14 protein-coding genes are annotated in these 19,677 nt (G+C 62.8%); 7 read left to right on the top strand and 7 right to left on the bottom strand.

Going from position 1 to position 19,677, the window contains the following annotated elements; all coding sequences use genetic code 11:
• Nucleotides 1-1,630 (top strand): recombinase family protein (locus RIN79_RS20915; RefSeq protein ID WP_309086641.1); only part of this gene is annotated, 1,630 nt, incomplete at its 5' end.
• A 380-nt stretch (nt 1,631-2,010) separates the two neighbouring features.
• The gene (locus RIN79_RS20910; protein ID WP_309086640.1) at nt 2,011-3,282 is read left to right on the top strand and encodes a cation:proton antiporter; all 1,272 of its coding nucleotides are present in this window, start codon (nt 2,011-2,013) and stop codon (nt 3,280-3,282) included.
• A gap of 132 nt (nt 3,283-3,414) precedes the next feature.
• On the opposite strand, the gene RIN79_RS20905 is transcribed toward RIN79_RS20910, so the two are convergent.
• The 7 genes from RIN79_RS20905 to RIN79_RS20875 form a co-directional block, all read right to left on the bottom strand.
• Nucleotides 3,415-3,693, bottom strand: coding sequence for a hypothetical protein (locus RIN79_RS20905; RefSeq protein WP_309086639.1), 279 nt, complete (start codon nt 3,691-3,693; stop codon nt 3,415-3,417).
• A 300-nt stretch (nt 3,694-3,993) separates the two neighbouring features.
• Nucleotides 3,994-12,495: a GH36-type glycosyl hydrolase domain-containing protein gene (locus RIN79_RS20900; protein WP_309086638.1), complete on the bottom strand. Its 8,502-nt coding sequence runs from the start codon at nt 12,493-12,495 to the stop codon at nt 3,994-3,996.
• Nucleotides 12,496-12,629: 134 nt separating this feature from the next.
• Complete coding sequence (locus tag RIN79_RS20895) at nt 12,630-12,803, bottom strand: hypothetical protein (protein ID WP_309086637.1); 174 nt, start codon at nt 12,801-12,803, stop codon at nt 12,630-12,632.
• Nucleotides 12,804-13,052: 249 nt separating this feature from the next.
• Complete coding sequence (locus tag RIN79_RS20890) at nt 13,053-13,307, bottom strand: DUF1488 domain-containing protein (RefSeq protein WP_309086636.1); 255 nt, start codon at nt 13,305-13,307, stop codon at nt 13,053-13,055.
• Between the two features lie 88 nt (nt 13,308-13,395).
• On the bottom strand, nt 13,396-13,545 hold the full coding sequence (locus tag RIN79_RS20885) for a hypothetical protein (protein ID WP_309086635.1): 150 nt from the start codon (nt 13,543-13,545) through the stop codon (nt 13,396-13,398).
• A gap of 1 nt (nt 13,546) precedes the next feature.
• Nucleotides 13,547-13,795, bottom strand: a complete 249-nt coding sequence (locus RIN79_RS20880; protein ID WP_309086634.1) for a hypothetical protein — start codon at nt 13,793-13,795, stop codon at nt 13,547-13,549.
• Nucleotides 13,796-13,885: 90 nt separating this feature from the next.
• Nucleotides 13,886-14,278 (bottom strand): hypothetical protein, encoded by a 393-nt coding sequence (locus tag RIN79_RS20875; protein ID WP_309086633.1) that lies wholly within the window; start codon nt 14,276-14,278, stop codon nt 13,886-13,888.
• Between the two features lie 539 nt (nt 14,279-14,817).
• Between RIN79_RS20875 and RIN79_RS20870 the strand changes: the two genes are divergently transcribed.
• The 5 genes from RIN79_RS20870 to RIN79_RS20850 form a co-directional block, all read left to right on the top strand.
• Nucleotides 14,818-15,579 carry a PRC-barrel domain-containing protein gene (locus RIN79_RS20870; RefSeq protein ID WP_309086632.1) on the top strand — a complete coding sequence of 254 codons (762 nt, stop codon included), beginning with the start codon at nt 14,818-14,820 and terminating at the stop codon, nt 15,577-15,579.
• 295 nt (nt 15,580-15,874) lie between these two features.
• A complete protein-coding gene (locus tag RIN79_RS20865) occupies nt 15,875-16,495 on the top strand; it encodes a hypothetical protein (RefSeq protein WP_309086631.1) in 621 nt (206 codons plus the stop codon).
• Nucleotides 16,496-16,940: 445 nt separating this feature from the next.
• On the top strand, nt 16,941-17,693 hold the full coding sequence (locus RIN79_RS20860; RefSeq protein ID WP_309086630.1) for a transposase: 753 nt from the start codon (nt 16,941-16,943) through the stop codon (nt 17,691-17,693).
• Nucleotides 17,579-18,100, top strand: coding sequence for a transposase (locus RIN79_RS20855; protein ID WP_309086629.1), 522 nt, complete (start codon nt 17,579-17,581; stop codon nt 18,098-18,100). Before RIN79_RS20860 ends, RIN79_RS20855 begins: the two co-directional genes overlap by 115 nt.
• Before the next feature lie 643 nt (nt 18,101-18,743).
• A partial coding sequence (locus RIN79_RS20850) for a relaxase/mobilization nuclease domain-containing protein (RefSeq protein WP_375165991.1) occupies nt 18,744-19,677 on the top strand: 934 nt, incomplete at its 3' end.

Here is a 19,677-nt window from a genome sequence, read left to right as displayed (position 1 = left end):
TTCGTCCGACAACCAGCGGGAAGCCTCGATCGAGGATCAGCTGAGGCTCTGCCGGGAATACGCGGCCCGCGAAGGATGGACGGTGGTTCAGACCTATTCCGACGCCGCGATTTCCGGCGCAAGCATCATCCGCCGCCCAGGCATCCAGCAGTTGCTGGCCGATGCCCAGCGTGGCCGGTTCAAGATCGTGCTGGCCGAAGCCCTTGATCGCCTCTCGCGCGATCAGGAAGACGTTGCTGGCCTCTTCAAGCGGCTGCGCTTTTCCGGCGTCGGGATCGTCACCCTCTCCGAAGGCACAGTCGACGAGCTTCACGTTGGCCTCAAGGGCACCATGAACGCGCTCTTTTTGCGCGATCTCGCCGCCAAGATCAGACGCGGTCAAAGCGGACGCATATTGAACGGCTATGCCGCAGGCGGCCTGTCCTACGGGTATCGTGTGGTCAAGAAGGTCGACGACCAGGGCGAGCCGATCCGCGGATTGCGCGACGTTGACGAGGAACAGGCCGTAATCGTCCGGCGAATTTTCCGGGAATTTGCATCCGGCCGCTCGGCGCGCACGATTGCCGCCGGCCTGAACCGGGACGGTGTTCCCTCGCCATTCGGGAAGACCTGGGCCGCATCGACCATCAACGGCAATCTCAAGCGGCGCAGCGGCTTTCTCTACAACGAGGCCTATATCGGGCTGCTCGTCTTCAACCGCATCCAGATGGTCAAGGACCCGGAAACCGGCAAGCGCATCTCGCGGCCGAACCCTCCTGAGAAATGGCAGGTGGTGGAAGTGCCGCACCTGCGCATCATCGAGGATGAGCTATGGGATGCGGTGCAGGCGCGCAAGAAGCTCTACGGCGGCACGCGGCTCCACATTCGCCGTCGGCCGAAGCACATGTTCTCGGGCCTTGTGCGCTGCGGGTGCTGCGGCGCTTCCTACACGGTGAAGAGCAAGGATCAGCTCGCTTGCGCCGCGCATCGCGAGAAGGGGACCTGCGACAACAGCAGGACCATTCGCGTTGTGGAGCTCGAAAAGCGCGTCTTCGACGGCATCCAGAAGCGGCTGCTCGCACCCGATGCCATTGGCCGCTTCCTGGCCGAATACCATTCCGAACAGAAACGGCTGAATGCCTTGAACAGGCAAAGGCGTGCAGAGGCCGAAAGGCGGCTGGCCGGCATAGATCGGCAGATTGCCAATATCATCGACGCCATCGCGGAAGGGGTGGCGACGGCGAGCATGAAATCACGACTACTGGAGCTTGAACGCGAGAAAGAGGTTCTGGCCAAGGAGCTGGAAGCGATCGCCGCCGCGGCCAATGTCGTGGAGTTCCATCCGGCGGCGGTCGAGGCCTACCGCCGGAAAGTCACGGAGCTTCAGCATGCGCTGCGTTCCGACGAGAAAGAACGGCGCGAGGCGGCGAACATCATCCGCTCGCTCGTCAATGGGATCGAGGTCGTGCCTCTGGATGGCCGAGGGCAACTGGAGCTAAGGGTTCAGGGAGCCTTGGCCGAGCTTCTCAACCTGCCAAGCCGCAGGCCCGGAGAGTTTCCAAGGACTGTATTGGTGGTAGCGGAGGAGCGCTACATCGCGAGACCCACTATTGAAGATGCGATCTTCTGCTATCTCAGAAGGGTAGCCTAGGAGGGCTTCCGCCCTTTCAGTGTTGCAATTGATCTCATCTCTGACCCGATGGTCACTATGAGGATCGCCCGACAGACTATCCCTTCTCTCTACCCTGCTTGAAAGAGAAGGAGTGGGAGATTGCGTTCGCCACACCCGTGACCATCATTGTTGGCGAAGAGCCGAGGCCCGAAGAGCTGGCTGCTTCTGGATAGCGAGGCCGGGGAAGCAGAAATGCCGTATGTGCCTCCTCGAAGAACGTTGGCTCCTGATACCGGTGCCTGCGAGCTGCAGGAAGGCTGACGCTCTTTCTGGCCTCGGCCTACTCCTCGAAGCTTGACAGCCTGAAGGGAAGGCAGGACACCGGCTAAAGGACCCGGACGGCGACGGAGAGGACAAGAGTGGATTGGTATGCCGTCTTCCTGGCCATTTTTGGCGCCGTCGTTCTTCTGACTGCCTGGCTGCCCCTTCTGCTGAAGGAAATGCCGTTGTCCCTGCCTATGGTCTGCATCGGCATGGGTGTGCTGCTGACCTGGTCACCGCTTTTGCCGATTGACTGGGCGAACCCCCTCGAGAATCGACAGCTGACGGAACGGATGACGGAGTTTGCTGTCATCGTCTCCCTGATGGGAGCAGGGCTGAAACTGGACCGGCCGGTCGGTTGGCGCAGCTGGGGCTTGACGTGGCGTCTCCTCTTGATTGCCATGCCGGTCACCATCGCGGGGGTGGCACTGCTCGGTTGGGGCGTGCTCGGCCTGGGCCTCGCCGCCTCCCTTCTTCTCGGCGCCGCCCTTGCCCCGACCGATCCGGTCCTGGCGAGCGACGTACAAGTTGGCCCTCCTCATTCCGGTGAGGAGGATGAGGTGCGCTTTGCGCTCACCTCGGAAGCGGGGCTCAACGACGGCGCGGCCTTTCCCTTCGTCTACCTGGCGATCGCGGTCGCGCTTTCGCAGGCTTCCGGCGAGCCATTCTTGGCCGACTGGCTGCTCGTCGATGTCATCTGGAAAGTTGGCGCAGGCGTGGCTATCGGTTGGGGGGGCGGCCTGGTGATGGGGCATCTCACATTCCGCCTGCCGAACCGGGCGGCACTTGCCAGGTCCAATGACGGTTTCGCCGCACTTGGCATCACCTGCTTGGCCTACGGCACGACCGAGCTGGCAAATGGCTACGGATTCCTCGCCGTGTTCGTCGCCGCGGCGGCTTTTCGTTCGGTAGAGCGGCGCCACCGCTATCATCGCAACCTGCATAGCTTTGCAGAGCAGATCGAACGCCTGGTGATGATGGTGCTCCTGGTGTGCTTCGGTGCCGCGATTGCTGAGGGTACGGTATTCAATGCCTTGAGCTGGCCGGTTGTTCTTGTCGCGGTGCTGATCATGTTTGTCCTGCGACCCCTTTCCGGCTGGATCAGCCTTGCCGGTCACCCCGCACCCGCTCACGAGAAGCTGGTGATCTCGTTCTTTGGCATCCGCGGCCTCGGCTCGTTCTACTACGTTGCGTACGCCCTGGGTCAGGCCAAGTTCGAGGGTACGCAGGTGATCTGGGTGACGGTCTGCTGCGTGGTGCTCGTTTCGATCGTCATACACGGCATCGCCGTCACTCCGACCATGAAGCGCCTTGACCGCAGTCGGTCCGCGTCGGGCAACGCAGCGAAATCGCAGCCACCCCCGCCCTAGTACAAAGTGGATACCGGTTTGCGTTCTTACCGAGCGGCCCGTCGACAGATATCTGTCATGCTAGCGCACACGCAGCCGACATAATCCGGATTGCCTCCCCGAACAAGTTCAGGAGGCTGTCAACACGGTGCCTCAGACCCCTTCGATGGTTGCCGTGTAGCAGTGGTCGGTTCCCACGCGCAGGATATATTTTCCGCCACGGTCATCCGTTGGCTTCAGGAGCGGGGTGTATCCCGGCGTGTCCTCCCGCAACGATGAACTGACAACTTCGTCAGGCGTGAGATGCCGCGACGCCAGCCGTTGCAGCAGCAATACGACTTCTGCTTCAGAAAGTGAATCAACCGGTATCCGATGTTTGTAGACGGACTCGGTGCTCTTGAGACCTGTGATAACCCATGCATTGTCACACATTGTGCGCTCCTGGATTCGAGCCACCATCACCCACAGTGATTGATCGGCTCAACCGTTCTGTTCTGGCAACATGCCTTCGAAGACGAGGATTTGGAGAGATGGCGGGTCGGGATCTCTGACACCGCGAAGGCCAAGGTCGGCCAAATCAGCAGCTTAAACTCTGCGCCCGAATTGAGCTCGTAGCAAGGCCGATCTCCTCCCCGAGCCCACCGGAGCATGGGAAGTGCTCCTGGCAGGGTGGCTTGTTGCTTTCCGCCGGGTGGCCCGAGCAGGATGGTAGCCGCGTGACCTGCTGGTCTGTCAAGCAAACGTGAGGGATAGGCTGTGTTTGCGTCCGTCCAGCGGCACGCGCACGCGTGTGGTTGAACACTGCAGAGGTGTGTCGTCCAGGACAGCGGACCACTCACCCGATTGGCGACCCATCGAATTGTCTATGCGGATATCGTAGTGGGTAGTGCCAATCCGCACAACGGCTGCGAACCCTGGCCAGGTTGACGGGACACATGGGTCGACAATGAGAAATTCTCCCTCGCGCCGAATGCCCAGGATCCCTTCAATGCCTGAACGATACATCCAGGCGGCGGAGCCGGTGTACCAGGTCCATCCTCCTCGGCCGACATGCGGCGCGACGGAATAGACGTCGGCTGCAACCACATAGGGTTCGACCTTGTAGCGGTTGGTCTCTTGGGGCGACAGCGCGTGGTTGATCGGGTTGAGCAGCGAGAAAAGATCGTGCGCCTTGTCACCCGCACTCAGCTTCGCAAAGGCCAGGATCGCCCACATGGCCGCATGGCTGTACTGGCCGCCATTCTCGCGCAGGCCCGGCGGATAGCCCTTGATGTAGCCCGGATTGTGAGGCGTCTTGTCGAAGGGCGGCGTGAACAGAAGCGCAATGCCTTCCTCGCGGCGGATGAGATGCTCCTCCAGCGATGTCATCGCCGTTGCGGCCCGTACCGGGTCGGCCGCACCGGAGAGCACAGCCCAGGACTGGGCGATGGAATCGATCCGGCATTCATCGCTGTCCTTCGAGCCCAGCCATGTGCCGTCGTCGAAAGTCGCCCGGCGGTACCATTCGCCGTCCCAGGCATGCTTTTCGAGCGCCTCGCGCAGCGAGGCTGCGTGAGCCCGCCAGCGCTCCGTGCGACTGGCGTCACGGCCTTCCGCCAGCGGCGCGAACAGCTCGATGGTGCGCGTGAGCAGCCAGCCCAGCCAGACGCTTTCGCCCTTGCCGCCTTCGCCAACGCGGTTCATGCCGTCGTTCCAGTCTCCGGTGCCCATCAGGGGCAAGCCGAGCTTGCCGGTCAATTCCAGGCATTGATCGAGGCCACGGGCGCAGTGCTCGAAGAGGGAGGCGGACTCGCCCGAATCTGTGGGATGGAAAAAAGAATCGTGCTCGCCGGGACCAAGCGGCGGCCCGGCAAGGAATGGGACGATCTCATCCATGACCGCGAAATCGCCCGAACTGTTCACATAGGTAGCAGCCGCGAAGGCGAGCCAGACGCGGTCGTCGGAAATCTGTGTTCGCACGCCTTGCCCCGATTGCGGCAGCCACCAATGCTGGACATCGCCGTCGACAAACTGCCGGCCGGCTGCGCGCAGGAGATGGCGCCGCGTCTCTTCGGGCCTTGCCAGCGTCAGGGCCATTCCGTCCTGAAGCTGGTCACGAAAACCGTAGGCACCGCTCGCCTGATAGAAAGCCGAGCGCGCCCAGATGCGGCAGGCTAGCGTCTGGTAGAGCAGCCAGCCATTGAGCATGATATCCATCGCACGGTCGGGCGTCTTGACCTGGACCGTCTGCAAAAGACCGGCCCAGTGGTCCGTCACCTCCTGGAGGGCGATATCGAGATCGGCCGCGCGATAGCGCGTGACGAGCGCCTGGGCTTCCTCCTGCGATCCGCACTGCCCGAGAAACGAAACGATCTCTACTGTCTCGCCCGCGCCGAACTCGATCGTCTGCTGCAGGACCGCGCAGGGGTCGAGCCCGGCGCCGGTGGTGCCGGACAGCGGCATGTGGCCGGCAAGCGCACGAGGCGCCGATGGGTGGCCGTACTGGCCGAGGAATTCCGTCCGGTCGGCGGTCCAGGTGGACTGCCGTCCGCAGAGGTCGGCAAAGGCGACGCGACCAGAGGAATTGATGCTCCAGGGATTGCGCACCAGCATCGCGCCGGTGGCCTCGTCGATCTCCGTTACCAGGAACGGTGCCGTGGCACTGCGCGAGGTGGCAAGCACCAGCTCGGCATAGCTCGTGACCGACAGGCGGCGCGGGCGACCGGAAAGGTTGCGAAGGGTCAGGCGCGAGATCTTGATGGGGTCGGCCACGGGGACGTATTGCAATAGGTCGAGCGCTATGCCGTTCGCCTGGTGCTCGAAACGGCTGTAGCCGAAGCCGTGGCGCGCAACATAGGTGCCGCCGTTGCGGATCGGCTGGGCTGTGGGGCTCCAAAGATCGTGGGTTTCTTCGTCGCGGATGTAGATTGTCTCGCCGCTTGGATCGACGACGGGATCGTTTGACCACGGCGTGAGTTGGTTCTCGCGGCTGTTTTCAGCCCAGGTGTAACCGCTTCCCCCCGCCGAAACCTGAAAGCCGAATCCGGGATTGGCGATCACGTTGATCCATGGCGCGGGCGTGACGGCGGTGCCATCGAGGATTGTTACATATTCCCGCCCGTCCTTGTCGAAGCCGCCAAGACCATTGAAAAACTCGAGCGCCGGCGCTTGCGGCGAAGATGGCTTGGAAGGCTGCCGAACAGGCCTTGGAGGGAGGGAAGCTGAGCGATTCTCGGCGGATGGGCTCTGCAGACGATCGAGCTGCGCTTCTATCGATCCGTGACGTGCCGAGCAGGTAACACGGGCAATAGAATGGAGCTGGGCGCGCGCCTCGGCGCTCATCAGATCCGCGCGCAGCGTAAAGACGGCGCCTTGCGCCAGCTCCAGTCCGAAACGCGGTCGCGATTGGCTGCTGCGCACCGCCGTCTCGATGGCGATCTGCAGGTCCTGCGTGTAGGAGGATGCACGCTCGTTGACGATCACCAGATCGACGGCGAGGCTTTTCATACGCCAATATTCGTGAGCGCGCAGCAGCTGGCGTATCTGGGCCATGTCCTCGGGATCGTCTATGCCCACCAGGACGATCGGCAGGTCGCCGGAGATGGAGAGGTGCCACAGGCCCGATTGCGGGCCAGCGCCGCGGATGATCTTCTTAGACGGCGCCCTGTAGCGTCGGTCGGCATAGAGGATGGGCGCGGCCAGACGCTGAAAATCCGCGGCCTCTGCGGCGTTGACATCGAGATGGCGAAGCTGGACCTGGCCTTGCGTCCACGCCAGGGTCCTGGCGCGCTCGAAGGCACTTCGGTCATGGTGCTTGTCGACCAGATCCATTAGTTCTGCGCGCGATGACGCGACGATGGTCCAGTAGGTGATGCGCGCCACCTTGCCGGGTGCGATTCTCACGCGCCGCCGCAGCGAAAAGATTGGATCGAGAACAGTCCCCACGGTGTTCGTAAGTGCCGCATCCACTGCCGCTGCCGTGCGTATGCAGCGCCCGCGGCCGATGAACCGGGCGCGATCGGTCTCGTATTGGGGATCGGAGACGATCTCGCCTTCGACCACGGCGAGATGTGCAGCCCACACCTGCGGCTCGGCCTGGGAGCGAGGGCGCCGCGTCGCAATGAGCGCGCCAAATCCGGCGAGGTGCTCGGTCTGTACGAACAGCTTGGAGAAAGCCGGATGCGCCATATCGGAGGCCGGCGACGCCAGGACGATCTCCGCATAGGACGTGACCTCGATGTCCCGCGACCGGCGCCCTCCGTTGCTCAAGGACACGCGGCGCACCTCGCAATCGTCCTCGCCGGAGACCAGCACTTCCATGGTGGTCGTCAAATTGCCCTCGCGGTGGACGAAGCGGGCGCGATCCTCGTCGAAGACGACCTCACGATTCTCCCCCATATTGCCGAGGGGTTGAGCGCCAGCGGACCAAACATCCCCGCTTTGGACATCGCGCAAGAAGATAAAGGAGCCCCAGTCGTCACGGGTTGGGTCTTCGCGCCAGCGCGTGACGGCCAAGTCGCGCCAGCGGCTGTATCCCGCTCCTGCAGCGGTCAGCATCACCGCGTAGCGGCCATTCGACAGAAGATGGGTCACTGGAGCACCGTCTGTCGTGGCGGCGACCCGGCGGGAGGTGGAGATTTCTGTCTCCGCCGTGGCTGGGGAAGCCTTCACCTCTTCGGCCCTTGGATAGCCGGTGGCAACGTTGCGCGGCATGCGTTCCTGCAGCAGGAGTTCGCACGCCTGGATCATCGGCTCACGGTGGAAACGGGCGCGCATCTCGCCATCATGAAGCGTGTTGGCGATTGCGACGATGGTCATGCCCTGATGATGGGCCATGAAGGTGCGGACAATGGCGAAACTCTCCTTCTCAGGGAGCCGCGATCGGGTGAAGTCGAGTGCCTCGAAAAAGCCAAAGCGGCCCGTGGCGCCCATTTTCGCTAGGTGGGCGTAGTTTTCCCGCGCCGCCTGCGGGTCGACCATCGTCGCAAGCCCGGTCGCGTAGGGTGCGATCACCGCGTTCTCCGCGAGGCCACGCTTGAGCCCAAGACCAGGAACGCCGAAATTCGAATATTGATACGTAAGCTCCATGTCGCGGGCGTTGTAGGCGGATTCGGAGATTCCCCAGGGAATGCCGAGCGAGCGCGCGTAAGACTGCTGGCGCTCCACAATCAAGCGATTGGTCTGTTCGAGCAGACTCCCGGCGGGAGCGCGCATGACGAGCGAGGGCATCAGATATTCAAACATGGAGCCTGACCAGGAGATCAGCGCCGATGCGTTGGCGAGCGGTGTTGCGGCACGCCCCAGGCGGAACCAGTGCCGGGTCTCGATATCGCCTTTGGCAATCGCAAAAAGGCTCGCCAGACGGGCTTCCGAAGCGAGCAGATCGTAGCAGCTCGGGTCGAGCCTGTGGTCGGCAACGGAATAGCCGATCGACAACAGCTTGCGTTCGGGTACGAGAAGGAAGGCGAAGTCCATCGCCAGCGCCATCTCGCGCGCACCCGCCGCAATCGCCTGTAGCCTGGCCCCCAGAGCGCCGTTTGCTGACCGGTCGCGCCCGTGTTCGGCCACTGATTTCTTGAAGGCCTCGATCCAGAAGAGGAGATCGGCGGTGCTGTCTCCGACATCCGCCGGGTCCATTTCGCGCGCCGAGGCGGCGGCCTTGTCAGCCAGCCGGGCCAGCACCGGCGAGAGCGCATCGAGTGTCTGCGGTCCATTCAGCTGAGTCTGAATGTCTTCAAACACCAGAGCGATCTGTGTTCCCCTGTGCTCGCGCGCAACAGACGGTGCATCGAGCGCTTGACGCGCAAGTTGGAGATTGTCGCTCATGCCGAGCCGTACATTTTCTCCGAAGCCTTTATTCGCCCATGCCTCGCATGCGTTGGCGAGCGCGATCAGATGCCCGGCAAGGTTTCCGCTGTCGACCGACGAGATGTAGGCAGGTTCGAGGACGCGCAGATCCCGGGTCTCATACCAGTTGAAGAAATGGCCGTTATGACGCGAAAGCTTGCGCATGGTTTCTAGCGTGGCTTCAAGCCGCTCCACGGTCTCGACCGTGCCGGCCCAGCCGAAGTCGCGGGCAGCCGCCGCAGAAATGAGGTAGAGCCCCATATTGGTCGGCGACGTCCTGTGCGCGATGACGGGTCTTGGATCCTCCTGGAAATTGTCCGGTGGCAGCATGTTGTTTTCGGGGGTCACGAAGGTCTCGAAGAAGCGCCAGGTGCGGCGCGCAATGAGACGCAATTCGGTTGCGTCCGCATCTGAAATCGTCAGGCGCGGTCCGGCTGTTGGTGACCGGCTTGTCCACAAAGCGAGCGCCGGTGCCGCCAGCCAAAATAGCGCGAAGGGCAGGGCGAGAGGCCATGACGAAGGTGAAAGCGCAACCGCGCCTGCCGCCATCAGAAGCCCAAGCAGCGTGCCTGACGCCATGCGGCGGTAGAAGCCCGCGAGGTTCAGTCGCGGGCTTCCTTTTGATTGCGCGGCGGTGGTCCATTCCAGGAGATGACGGCGAGACCCGAACAGCCGCACCAGCGTTCGCACAATCGCATCACCCATTCGCCACGCGTGGTCGGGCAGGAAAGCGATGGAAAGGACGCTCTGGACAGCTGCAAGCCGCAGGTCTGCAGCGAGTGCCGTAAAGTGGCTGCGCGGACGAATGCCGGCACGGTGCGGCACGAGGGTGAAGAAAATCGGCAGGAATGGCGGGATTGCCACCGTGGCGATGAGGAGGGCGGTCCCTAGGATCGCCGATGGCAGCGGCATCAGCCAGGTCAGGCCCAGAGCCACGAACGTGGACGGAGCTGCCAGGGACCGCCTCAGATTGTCCAGCATCTTCCCACGACCGACGGAGGGAAGCGCATGATGTCCCCTGCGCAGCCGCGCCACCCAGGGAAGCAATTGCCAGTCGCCGCGCGTCCAGCGATGCTGGCGCTTGGCGGCAACGTCGTATCGGGACGGGAACTCTTCGATCACCTCAATATCGGAAGCGAGGCCAGCCCGGGCAAACACGCCCTCGAAGAGGTCGTGGCTGAGCATGGTGTTTTCCGGCACGCGGCCGGCAAGCGAGGCCTCGAAGACATCCACATCATAGATGCCCTTGCCGGTATAGGTGCCCTCGCCAAAGAGGTCCTGATACACGTCCGAGGCGGCAGACGCGTACGGATCGATGCCACCGGGCGCTGAGAAGACGCGCTGATAGAAGGACCCTTCGCGGCCTACCGGCAGTGAGGGTGTGACGCGTGGCTGCAGGATGCCGTAGCCGTCGACGACGCGCTGCTCGGCATCGCTGAAGCGCGGCCGGTTGAGCGGATGCGCCATCTTGCCGATCAGACGATGCGCGGCATCGCGGGGCAGCCGCGTGTCGGCGTCCAGCGTGATGACGTAGCGCACGTCGGCCGGCACCTCCGGCGGGCGCCCCGCTGTGGGTATGAAGGTGGTGTCGTCGGCGCCGCGCAGGAGCCGGTTCAGCTCGTGCAGCTTTCCACGTTTGCGTTCCCACCCCATCCACTTGCCTTCCCCCGCATTGAAGACGCGGCGGCGATGCAAGAGGAGGAAGCGGCTGCCGCCAGCGACCGGCTCGTGACGCTGGTTCAATCGGGCGATCGCATCTGCGGCTGTTTCGAGCAGCGCAGCATCCGTCTCCAAAACCTCCTGTTCGGCATCCATCCCGTCCGTGAGAAGGGCAAAGACAAGGTCGCCTCCGACACCGGATAGGTGGTGGACCTCGAGCCGTTCCACTTGCTCCAGAAGGTCGCCCTCGCTTGTAAGGAGCGTCGGCACCGCGACCAGCGTTCGCAGCGATGGCGGCACGCCCTCCTTGAGGGCGAGGCCGGGCAGGATCGTCGCGCCAAAACTCCAGGTGAGTAGCCGGTTCACAAGTGCGGTCGCCACCTCGGTCGCGGGCAAAAATCCAGTCATTGCGAACAATGCCAGCCAACCCGCGCCAATACCGGAGCGCGAAAGCGCCCACAGCGCGACGGCGAGCAACAGCGCTGTGACAAGCAGGATCGACCCAATATAGCCGCCAATGCCCAGACGCGTGTTGAAGCGGCTGATCCGTAGCCGTGGCGGCGGCCGAAACCCGATCGCGCGCTCCAGCGCATGCCGGCCTTGGGCAATAAGGTGATAGCCCGGATCGCATGCGCGCTGCGCGCTGCCTGCAGCTTCCTCCTCGCTCGCTGCTTCCAGCGCCGCATCGAGTGCCTGTTCCGCGATCTCCACTTCCGTGTAAGACGAGCCGCGGGCCAGCTGTTCGATCGCCTTCCTGTAGGCGTCGCGGGTTGGGAAATCCATGTCGGCAAAAGCGCTACGGGCCCGCAACCGCTCATCGACCAGGCTCACACTTTCGAACAGCTCCGCCCAGTCGATGTCGGAAATCAGCCGCATGCTGGTGACGATGTTGCGCACGGTGACATTGGAGGCGCCCTGCCTCTGCTGCGCATGCTGCACGACGGTGTCGACGGACACGCCCTGCAGCGCAAGACGCTCCTCGAGCCAACCGAGCGCGGGCGTTGTTGCGGGATCCTGGTTCCTCAGCTGCTTTGCAAGATGCGCGGCAAAGACCTCAGACAAGGGCTCCGGCGAGCGCGAGGCGATATCGGCCTCAAGCGCGGTCCTGCCAGAGCCGGGCGAGAGCAAGCGCCCGGCCAGAGCCGCCGCATCCGCGCGGGCCGCCCGGCCCGCAGTCATCTGATCGGCCAGCCGGCGCAGGTTCTCGATGAGAACAATGCGCAGGGTGATCGCAACTGCCCACAGCTCGCCGATGGTCAGGGGCTGCACCCGCTGATAGGCGACCAGGTATCGCCGCAGTTTCTCGCGGTCGAACAGGCTGTCCGTGTGCGCGACAAAGGCCCAGGCAAGCCCGAGAACCCTCGGATAGCCTGCAAAAGGTCCATCACTCAGTTTCGGCAATTGGCGATAGTAGCCGTGGGGAAGGTCATCCCTGACCTCGCGGATCTGCTCTTCGACCAGGTGATAATTGTCGAGCAGCCATTCAGCCGCTGGAACCACTCCTTTGCCGCTTTCCACTTCTGCGGCGCTCGCCCGGTATGCGGCGAGGAGGACAGCTGCATTGTCGTTCAGTCTTGCATGCAGGGATCGAACGGATGGCGGCCTGCTGGTTACCTTCTGCGCGGCTGCAAGGCTTTCAGCGTGCTGCTCAAGGCGCTCCACGCTGAAGAGCTCCTCCCTTACCGGCGCTCCATCGTTCCATGGCGGCGATGAGGAGTGACGATGGAGGAGACCGAGGATCGATTTCAATGAGTGCCTTTCCAGCTTGGCGGAAAAGCTGCGCCAATCGGCTGATCTATTGGAATTATGAATCCCGCGGGGCTTCCCACGAGGAGCAGTTCTGGCTGTCTTGACCGCGGATCACGGCAGCCGGGATCGGACCGTCAATGATGCCACTCCGACTGCGGCGGCAGTTCGCCGGCGACATCGACATGAGCGACGTCGCTGTCCTCGGTCAGGCGCTTTTCCGAAAAGCGGAGGGTGAGGAGCCGGCCATTGTCTGTCAGGAGTTGCAAGTCCCCGCGTCCGAACACCTGCCGGAGCGCTTCGGGCTGCATCCGAATCTCCCCGCTGCCGGTCACTTCCCCGGGTCTCTTGAGAAACCCGTCGAAATCATAGTCTGCGCGCCCAAGTATTTTGTCGTTGCATTTCACGACCCCCGTCCCGCGAATTCCACCTAGATACTGCATTAGATTGTCCTTTTGAGGTTCCGGCTGGACCGGTGAACGCGACCTCGGAATCGTGTTGCGCACCGTCAGCGCAGATCTTTCACGCTCCCGCTCGGTCGCCCTTGCGGCTTTTCCGGATCAGCGAAAGTCAGCCGCCGTCAACACATAAAAGGTTCTGCGCCCATTCGCGTAGGTTTCTCGCGCGACGTCATGGATCGTGGCGCGGGCGGCATCGAACGCAGCCAGAAACTCTATTTCGCCGATTGCTGAGGTGCGGAGCGCATCAGTTTCAACGTAGAAGGGCACTTCGAACATGCCGTCATGGCCGACAAAGCGAACACGCTGCCCAGCCTTGTCATAGCTGCGGCTTCGATTGGGGAACGTAAGGGACATGATGGCGTATCATCCATACTGGCATGGTGGCTGACACCCATCAGAGGGCGCCAAGGGGAGTCTAGACGCGTCCGCGTCTTATTCTAGTTCACGTTCGGCTCTTTGCCTTGTCGCGTGCATCATTGCTGTTGCTCGCCTTTTTGACCTGGGAACCAAACGGCGCGTCCACCTTCGCAGCACCTTTCTCCTGTTTCGGCTTCCTTACTTCGCGGCTGCTGCGTTTCTGTCCTTTTGCCATGTCAGGCTCCTTGTAGTTCTGCGCCGCCCGGACCGGATGGCGCTGATATCGCTTCGAGGCTGTCTTCCGTGGTCACGCGCTCATGGCGCTCCTCGTCGTTGCGGATCCGGTATTGCGCCAGATTGTCCTCCCTCGCCGGCAACAGCGCGGTAACGTGGTAGGTTTCCGGCATGATGGGCGAGAGGCTGAACCTGCTGTTCAGGCGGACGGCTTGCCCAATGGCGAAGCGGTGGGCTGTCAGGCTTTGCATCTGATGTCTCCTATCGGAATGCGGCTGGTCACAGGGCGTGACGCACGCGTGATAATTTGCCGGCGGGTTCTGCGCCTTCGCGAAAACCAGTCAGGCCGCAAGCGCAACCGCGCAGCCTTCTGCCGCCCGCCGGTTCGGCGAGGTGTCGCCGGGCATCGTCGCCCAGCCGCCAGCTTCGATGAACTGCCGCTTCTTGTAGTTGTCGGCCAGCGCCTTGAACTCGACCAGGCGCGCACCGGAATTCGGCGCCGCATTGAACCTCTCTACGCAAATGAGCGAAGCCAGGTCTCCTCGCGCGGAATCGCCTGCCGTCGATGCAAGGGTGCGCGACGTGCCGCCGGTGACCCAACCGCCCCAGGTGAACCCTACGACCATCGTTGCGACTGCTGTTGCGGCGCAGGCCCATACAAGTGTGGATTTGGATGGCTGATATTCGTTCCAGCGGTGCGCCACGGATGTCCTGCTGTTGTTCTGCATTGCCATGTCTATTCCTCCCATTGTCATTGAATGGTGATGCCTGTCGTCTTCAACGGGCTGATTCAGGCACTCCTCAGAACCGATTGCCTCGGCGCGAGGGGTACTCGCGATCTGCCGGGTTGGAAGCTGAGGTTTTCTGGCCCACGATTATAGGGCCGCAATTTTATATATGTTTTTTCCCGACGGATAACAGGAGCAATAAGTAATATTGTCTGTGTACGAAAATTCTTGCGAGAAAAATGGCCGGTGACTTCGCCGGTGTTTTAATGTAGCACTTGAGATATTCGAAAAATTTCCCTGCGCCCGCAAAAGCCTGCGACGAGGACCCTGTTTCCATTGCCCGCCAAGGAGGCGGGACTCTTGTGCACATTCATCAAATCAGGTGGCGCGCCAGCAGCGATATCCACTGCCGGTTGGCAAAGGCTCGCAATGAATGGCCATACCCGATGTCCAGTGCAGGGCGCTCTGTGCCATGCATGGGCGAAGTACTCGCTGGAACGCATCCTCGTCTGCGCCGGCCACACCCCAGGATGGAGTCAGCGGAAATGAACCATGCAGCCGTTTTGGGAGCGCTCGCGCTCATCTTCTGGTTCGGGGTCAGCGAGGCAGCAGCTCAATGCAACGTCTCGGATGCCCGACTGGAGGAGGCGATCCTCCAGAAACCTGAATTGCGCGACGGAGCAAATCGGCAGGTCGTGCGCGATCTGCGGGCCTTGAGGGACGCCGCATTCATTCTTTGGAACTACGGACTTCATGATGATTGCGAGCGCATCCTCGGTAACATTCGCGAACTCGTTGCGTCACCATCCATGCGGGACCTGGTTGCCAATGACGAGGATGAAGCAGATCAGCAACTTGCCGCGGGAGAGCCGATGCTGCACGACGGCGGCCAAGTCCTTGGAAATCGCGATGGCGAAGGCGCCCGGCCGCTCATCGATATCAACGAACTCGGGCCTGGCCTGCGAGCCGACGAGATACTCGGCGCTGAAGTCCGCAGTTCCGATGACAAGATCATTGGCGAGGTCAGGAATGTGGTCATCGGAACGATGGATCGCCGAGACTACGCAATCGTTGCATCAGGAGGATTCTTCATACCCGGCAAGGATAGCATTGTGGTGCCGCTCCGCCATCTCAAGGTAGATCAGGAGCGGGACAGCTTTTTCCTCCAGATCACGGAGGCCGAAGCGAAAGCCGTCCCACTGATGCCGGACCAGGAATACGAATGGCTGGCGGATGAAGCGTGGCGGCTTCGCAACGATGCCCTTTTTCAGTACCAGGGGCCAAATTCACAGCGGTTCGGAGACTGAATCGAGCCGTCGGGCCGATCAGCGCGCTTGCATTCTGCTGAGCCAAGACCGGCATTTTCTCGCGGCTCTGTCGAACCGCGTGCTGGAACTGACGCCGGACGGGCTGCGCAGCTATGGCGGCGGCTATACCGGATATGTCGAGCGCACCGGCCAGGAAGCGCCAGGCTTGCGCAGCTGAGAGGCGCGCTAGCGCCCGCGTCAGGTCTGGCGCTTCGGCTTCTTGCCTCCAGGCTTGCCTGCTGGGTGCTTGCCTGCTGGGCCATGTCCCGCCGGCTTGCCCTTGCGGTGCGGTTTCTTGAACGGCTTTTGGCCGGACTTGCGGCTGTGCCTGAACGCCGGTTTCGCCTGCCTCTCGCCTGCCTCGCCGGCCAACGCGATGACGATGCCTCGCTCGGTGCCGCCCGGCTGCCTGATCCGGTTGGCGAAACCCGCCGCCTTGTCGCCGGCAATCTCGAAGCGGGTCTCGGTGTCGTCGATCCTGATCGAGCCGACATTCGCGCTTCGATACGCCGCCCGCCTTGCAGATCATCGGCAGCAGCCATTTCGGGTCGGCGCGCTGCTTGCGACCGAGCGAGATCGTGAACCAGACGCCGCCCTCCATATCCGGGCCGCGCGGCTCGCGCGCAGGCATCGGGCCGCGCGCGTCGTCGAATCGCTTGTCGCGCTTTCCCTTGCCGGCGCTCATCTCGCCGACGGGCAGCGGCGACAGATCCTCAGGCACGGGCCGGGCGGAGAATTGCTCGCGCACAAACGCCGCGGCGATCCGCTCGGGCGGGACCTGGCCGAGCAGTTCGGCAACGAAGGCCCTCTCCGCCTCGTCCGGTTCGGCGGCGGCAAGCGCCATGTCGAGGATCTGTTTGCGATAGCGCGCCTCGATCTCGGCGATGCCGGGCGCGGCGCGCCGGGTCGCCGTTAGTTTGGCAAGTGCCAGCGCGCGCTGTGCCGCGCCACGCCTGTTCTCGGGAACGATGAGCACGCAGACGCCCTTGCGTCCGGCGCGTCCCGTCCGGCCCGAACGATGGAGAGGATCAAGCCAGACTTGTGATCGAGAATGCTGCGCCCCGCTCGCGAACGCGCTTCATCTGAGCTGTCCTGGAATAGCGTGCGGCAAGCAAATCGCGATGACCCCGAATGGCCGCGATTGTGCCACCGTTCTGCAGAGCTTCTGCGTTCTCCCTGCCCGTTTCCTGACATTCGGAGCGTCATCGGAACGCATATCGTAGACAAGAGCAAATAGTCGCACTGTGGGGCAGCTCAGACCTGAATTTGGGCGTAATGGCGAATGCGTTTCGGTCATAGACAATCTATCGCACGCACAGCCGATTAGGACTGACCGCGTAATTGGGCCAGGTGCCGAGCCTGTGGTGCTCGTGAAAGAAAAGAACCTCTTGCAGGATGGCGGTTCACCGCCACCGCGAAGAAGAGGGAGACCACCGATGAGCTTTGATGTTGGACTTGATACGTCTGCAACGACGACAGCGATCTGCATAGTCGATCGTCACGACGCGACGATCGTGCTGGAAACGTCGGTTCCGACCGATCCGGATGCGATCTTCCAAGTGCTGAAGCCCTATGCGCCGCGCCTGCATCTGGTCGGGCACGAGGCGACGGGCTGGTCGGCCTGGCTGCACCGCGAGTTGGAGGCGCGCGGGGTGCCGATGGTGCTGCTGGAAACGCATCACTCGGCGCGGATGCTGGAGGCGCAGTGCAACAAGACTGACAGGAACGATGCTCGTGGCCTTGCACAGCTCGTGCGATCTGGCTGGTTCAAGCCGGTGCATGCCAAGAGCGAGGATGCCAACCGGATGAAGTTGCTCCTGGCGCATCGGCGGGTGCTGAAGCGCAAGCTGATGGACATCGAGAACGAAATCCGGCAGTCGCTGAAGATGTTCGGCCTGATGGCGGGCCGCCGCGTGCAGCGCGCAACGTTCCCGCAGCGTGTGCGCGAGCTGGTGGCGAGCGATCCGCTGTTGTCGCTGGCGACCGAAAGCCTGCTCAAATGCTGGCAGGTGCTGGGGACGAGTATCGCAACCTTCACAAGCTGCTCGTCCAGCTTGCCGGCCGGGAAGAGCTGTGCCGGCGCTGGTGCGAGATACCCGGCGTCGGCCCGGTAACGGCGGTCACCTTCCTGTCGGCGGTGGATGATCCGCGCCGCTTCGCCAAGTCGAAGACGCTCGGCGCGCATTTCGGGTTGACGCCGAAACGCGAGCAGTCCGGCACGTCGGTGGACTATGACGGGCATATCTCGCGGCGCGGCGACAGGGAGGTCCGCTGCGCGCTCTATGAGGCGGCGAGCGCCATGCTGACGCGCTCGAAGACGCACAGCACGCTCAAGGCGTGGGGCATGAAACTGGCGGGCAAGCGCGGCCATAAGCGTGCCGTCGTGGCTGTGGCGCGCAAGCTCGCCACCATCATGCACCGCATGTGGATCGACGGCTCGCGCTTCCGATTCTCGGCGAAGGACGAGACGTCCGGCGAGCAGCATGGTGGCGGTTCGACCGTCGCGCTGGCGTCGGCGTGACGGCGGCATGAACGCGGGCTGAGGACAGAAGGAACGACAGATTTACGGCGTCATGCCGACACGGGCTCCGCCGTTCGGGCGGGGAAGAAGGATGGATCGAAGCGGATACGGAGAGCACGCTATCTTGCCGGCGACAGCACGCCTCCGGGCGCGCCGATCGCGCCTGGAGTGGTTTTGTGGCCCCGTGAATCCGACGCGGATATGTGCGCCCGCCGAGTTTGCGGGAGAGAGCACGAACGACTGCACGGACCATCTGACTTCATCGCACGAAGGGGTGGAGCAGCGAACCATGGCGCAGTATTATCAAGCAATCGAAAAGGAGAGCGAAGGTGGCGACGAGGAAGCGAAACAGTCGCCCAATTACGACGGCAAGATAAAGCGAGCTTGCGCTCGCGGCGGGCGTTGCCCGCCAAGTGATTGTCTGCACATTGTTTTCGCCGCGCGAAAACGCCCCTGCGCTCAGGTCGCGCGAGGTGCGGTTGGGGCAGTGCTTCAGCTATCTCATTGACGGATATTCGTGCTTTCAGCGTTGGTGCGATGTGCGCTCCGCATTGTGGACGCCGAGACAGGTTTTACTACGCTGTAGCCTGATCGACAGCAAAGGCCTCTTGCCAAGGCAGAATCGGCTTTCGATCTTGCCGCCATGGCGGATCGCGATGCCGAGAATTTCCGTGTCAGGCCGGGCCGGGTGCGTAGCCGTGGCACGCGGGTCAACACTCGCTCACTGCCGTTCGTCACCCAGGTAAAGATCGCGGTGCAGAAGGCAGGTGGCAACCCGGACGGAATCGCTGGCTCGGGAGGGCGGAGTGGCCGGTTCAATGCTCGTGGCCGGGGCGCGAAGATCATGGCCGGCTTGCCACGCGAGTGTGGTGGCTGGAGCCGAAACGAAAGCGGCACCCGGTCGCGCCGGGTGGTGGTGAAGGCCCGGGTGGTGAAGCTTCATCAACAGTGCCGTGGGCGCGGTCTAAAGTTCGCCGCCAGCCGCGGCGCGGTCGATGCCCACCTGCGCTATCTTGAACGGGGCGGCGTGACGCGCGATGGCGAAAAGGGAAGGGTCTATTCCGCCGTCGAGGGCGAGGCAGATGGCAAGGCTTTCCTCGATCGCGGGCGGAACGACCGGCACCAGTTTCGCTTCATCGTCGCGCCGGAGGATACCGTCGAGATAAGCGACCTACGATCCTTCACGCGTGATCTCATGCGGCAGATGGAAGTCGATCTCGGCACCCGGTTGGATTGGATCGCTATCGATCATCACAACACAGGCCATCCACACACGCACATCCTGGTGCGCGGCGTCACAGAGGAGGGGAGGGTGCTCAGCATTGCGGGCGACTACATCGCCCACGGCATCCGCCACCGCGCGAGCGAGTTGGTGACGCTGGAGCTGGGTCCCCAGACCGAGGCCGATCTTATCCGCAAGCTCAGCGCCGAGGTGGAGGCGGAGCGGCTCACCCGTCTCGACCGGATGCTGATCGCCGAGAGCGAGGAGCACGGGATCATCGATCTGTGTCCGCATGCCGGCGACAGCTACACAGTGCGCGCCAATCGCCACCTGCTGATCGATCGGGCCAAGCGGC

It is taken from the genome of Chelativorans sp. (genome assembly GCF_031180965.1).
Taxonomy (GTDB): Bacteria; Pseudomonadota; Alphaproteobacteria; order Rhizobiales; family Rhizobiaceae; genus Chelativorans.
This window is presented reverse-complemented; position numbering and strand designations above follow the sequence as displayed.

Excerpts from the sequence above, each read along its gene's own strand:
- RIN79_RS20905 (WP_309086639.1), bottom strand. The coding sequence starts at position 3,693 with ATGTGTGACAATGCATGGGTTATCACAGGTCTCAAGAGCACCGAGTCC.
- RIN79_RS20895 (WP_309086637.1), bottom strand. The coding sequence starts at position 12,803 with ATGCAGCCCGAAGCGCTCCGGCAGGTGTTCGGACGCGGGGACTTGCAA.
- RIN79_RS20890 (WP_309086636.1), bottom strand. The coding sequence starts at position 13,307 with ATGTCCCTTACGTTCCCCAATCGAAGCCGCAGCTATGACAAGGCTGGG.
- RIN79_RS20885 (WP_309086635.1), bottom strand. The coding sequence starts at position 13,545 with ATGGCAAAAGGACAGAAACGCAGCAGCCGCGAAGTAAGGAAGCCGAAA.
- RIN79_RS20880 (WP_309086634.1), bottom strand. The coding sequence starts at position 13,795 with ATGCAAAGCCTGACAGCCCACCGCTTCGCCATTGGGCAAGCCGTCCGC.
- RIN79_RS20875 (WP_309086633.1), bottom strand. The coding sequence starts at position 14,278 with ATGGCAATGCAGAACAACAGCAGGACATCCGTGGCGCACCGCTGGAAC.
- RIN79_RS20870 (WP_309086632.1), top strand. The coding sequence starts at position 14,818 with ATGAACCATGCAGCCGTTTTGGGAGCGCTCGCGCTCATCTTCTGGTTC.
- RIN79_RS20855 (WP_309086629.1), top strand. The coding sequence starts at position 17,579 with ATGCTGGCAGGTGCTGGGGACGAGTATCGCAACCTTCACAAGCTGCTC.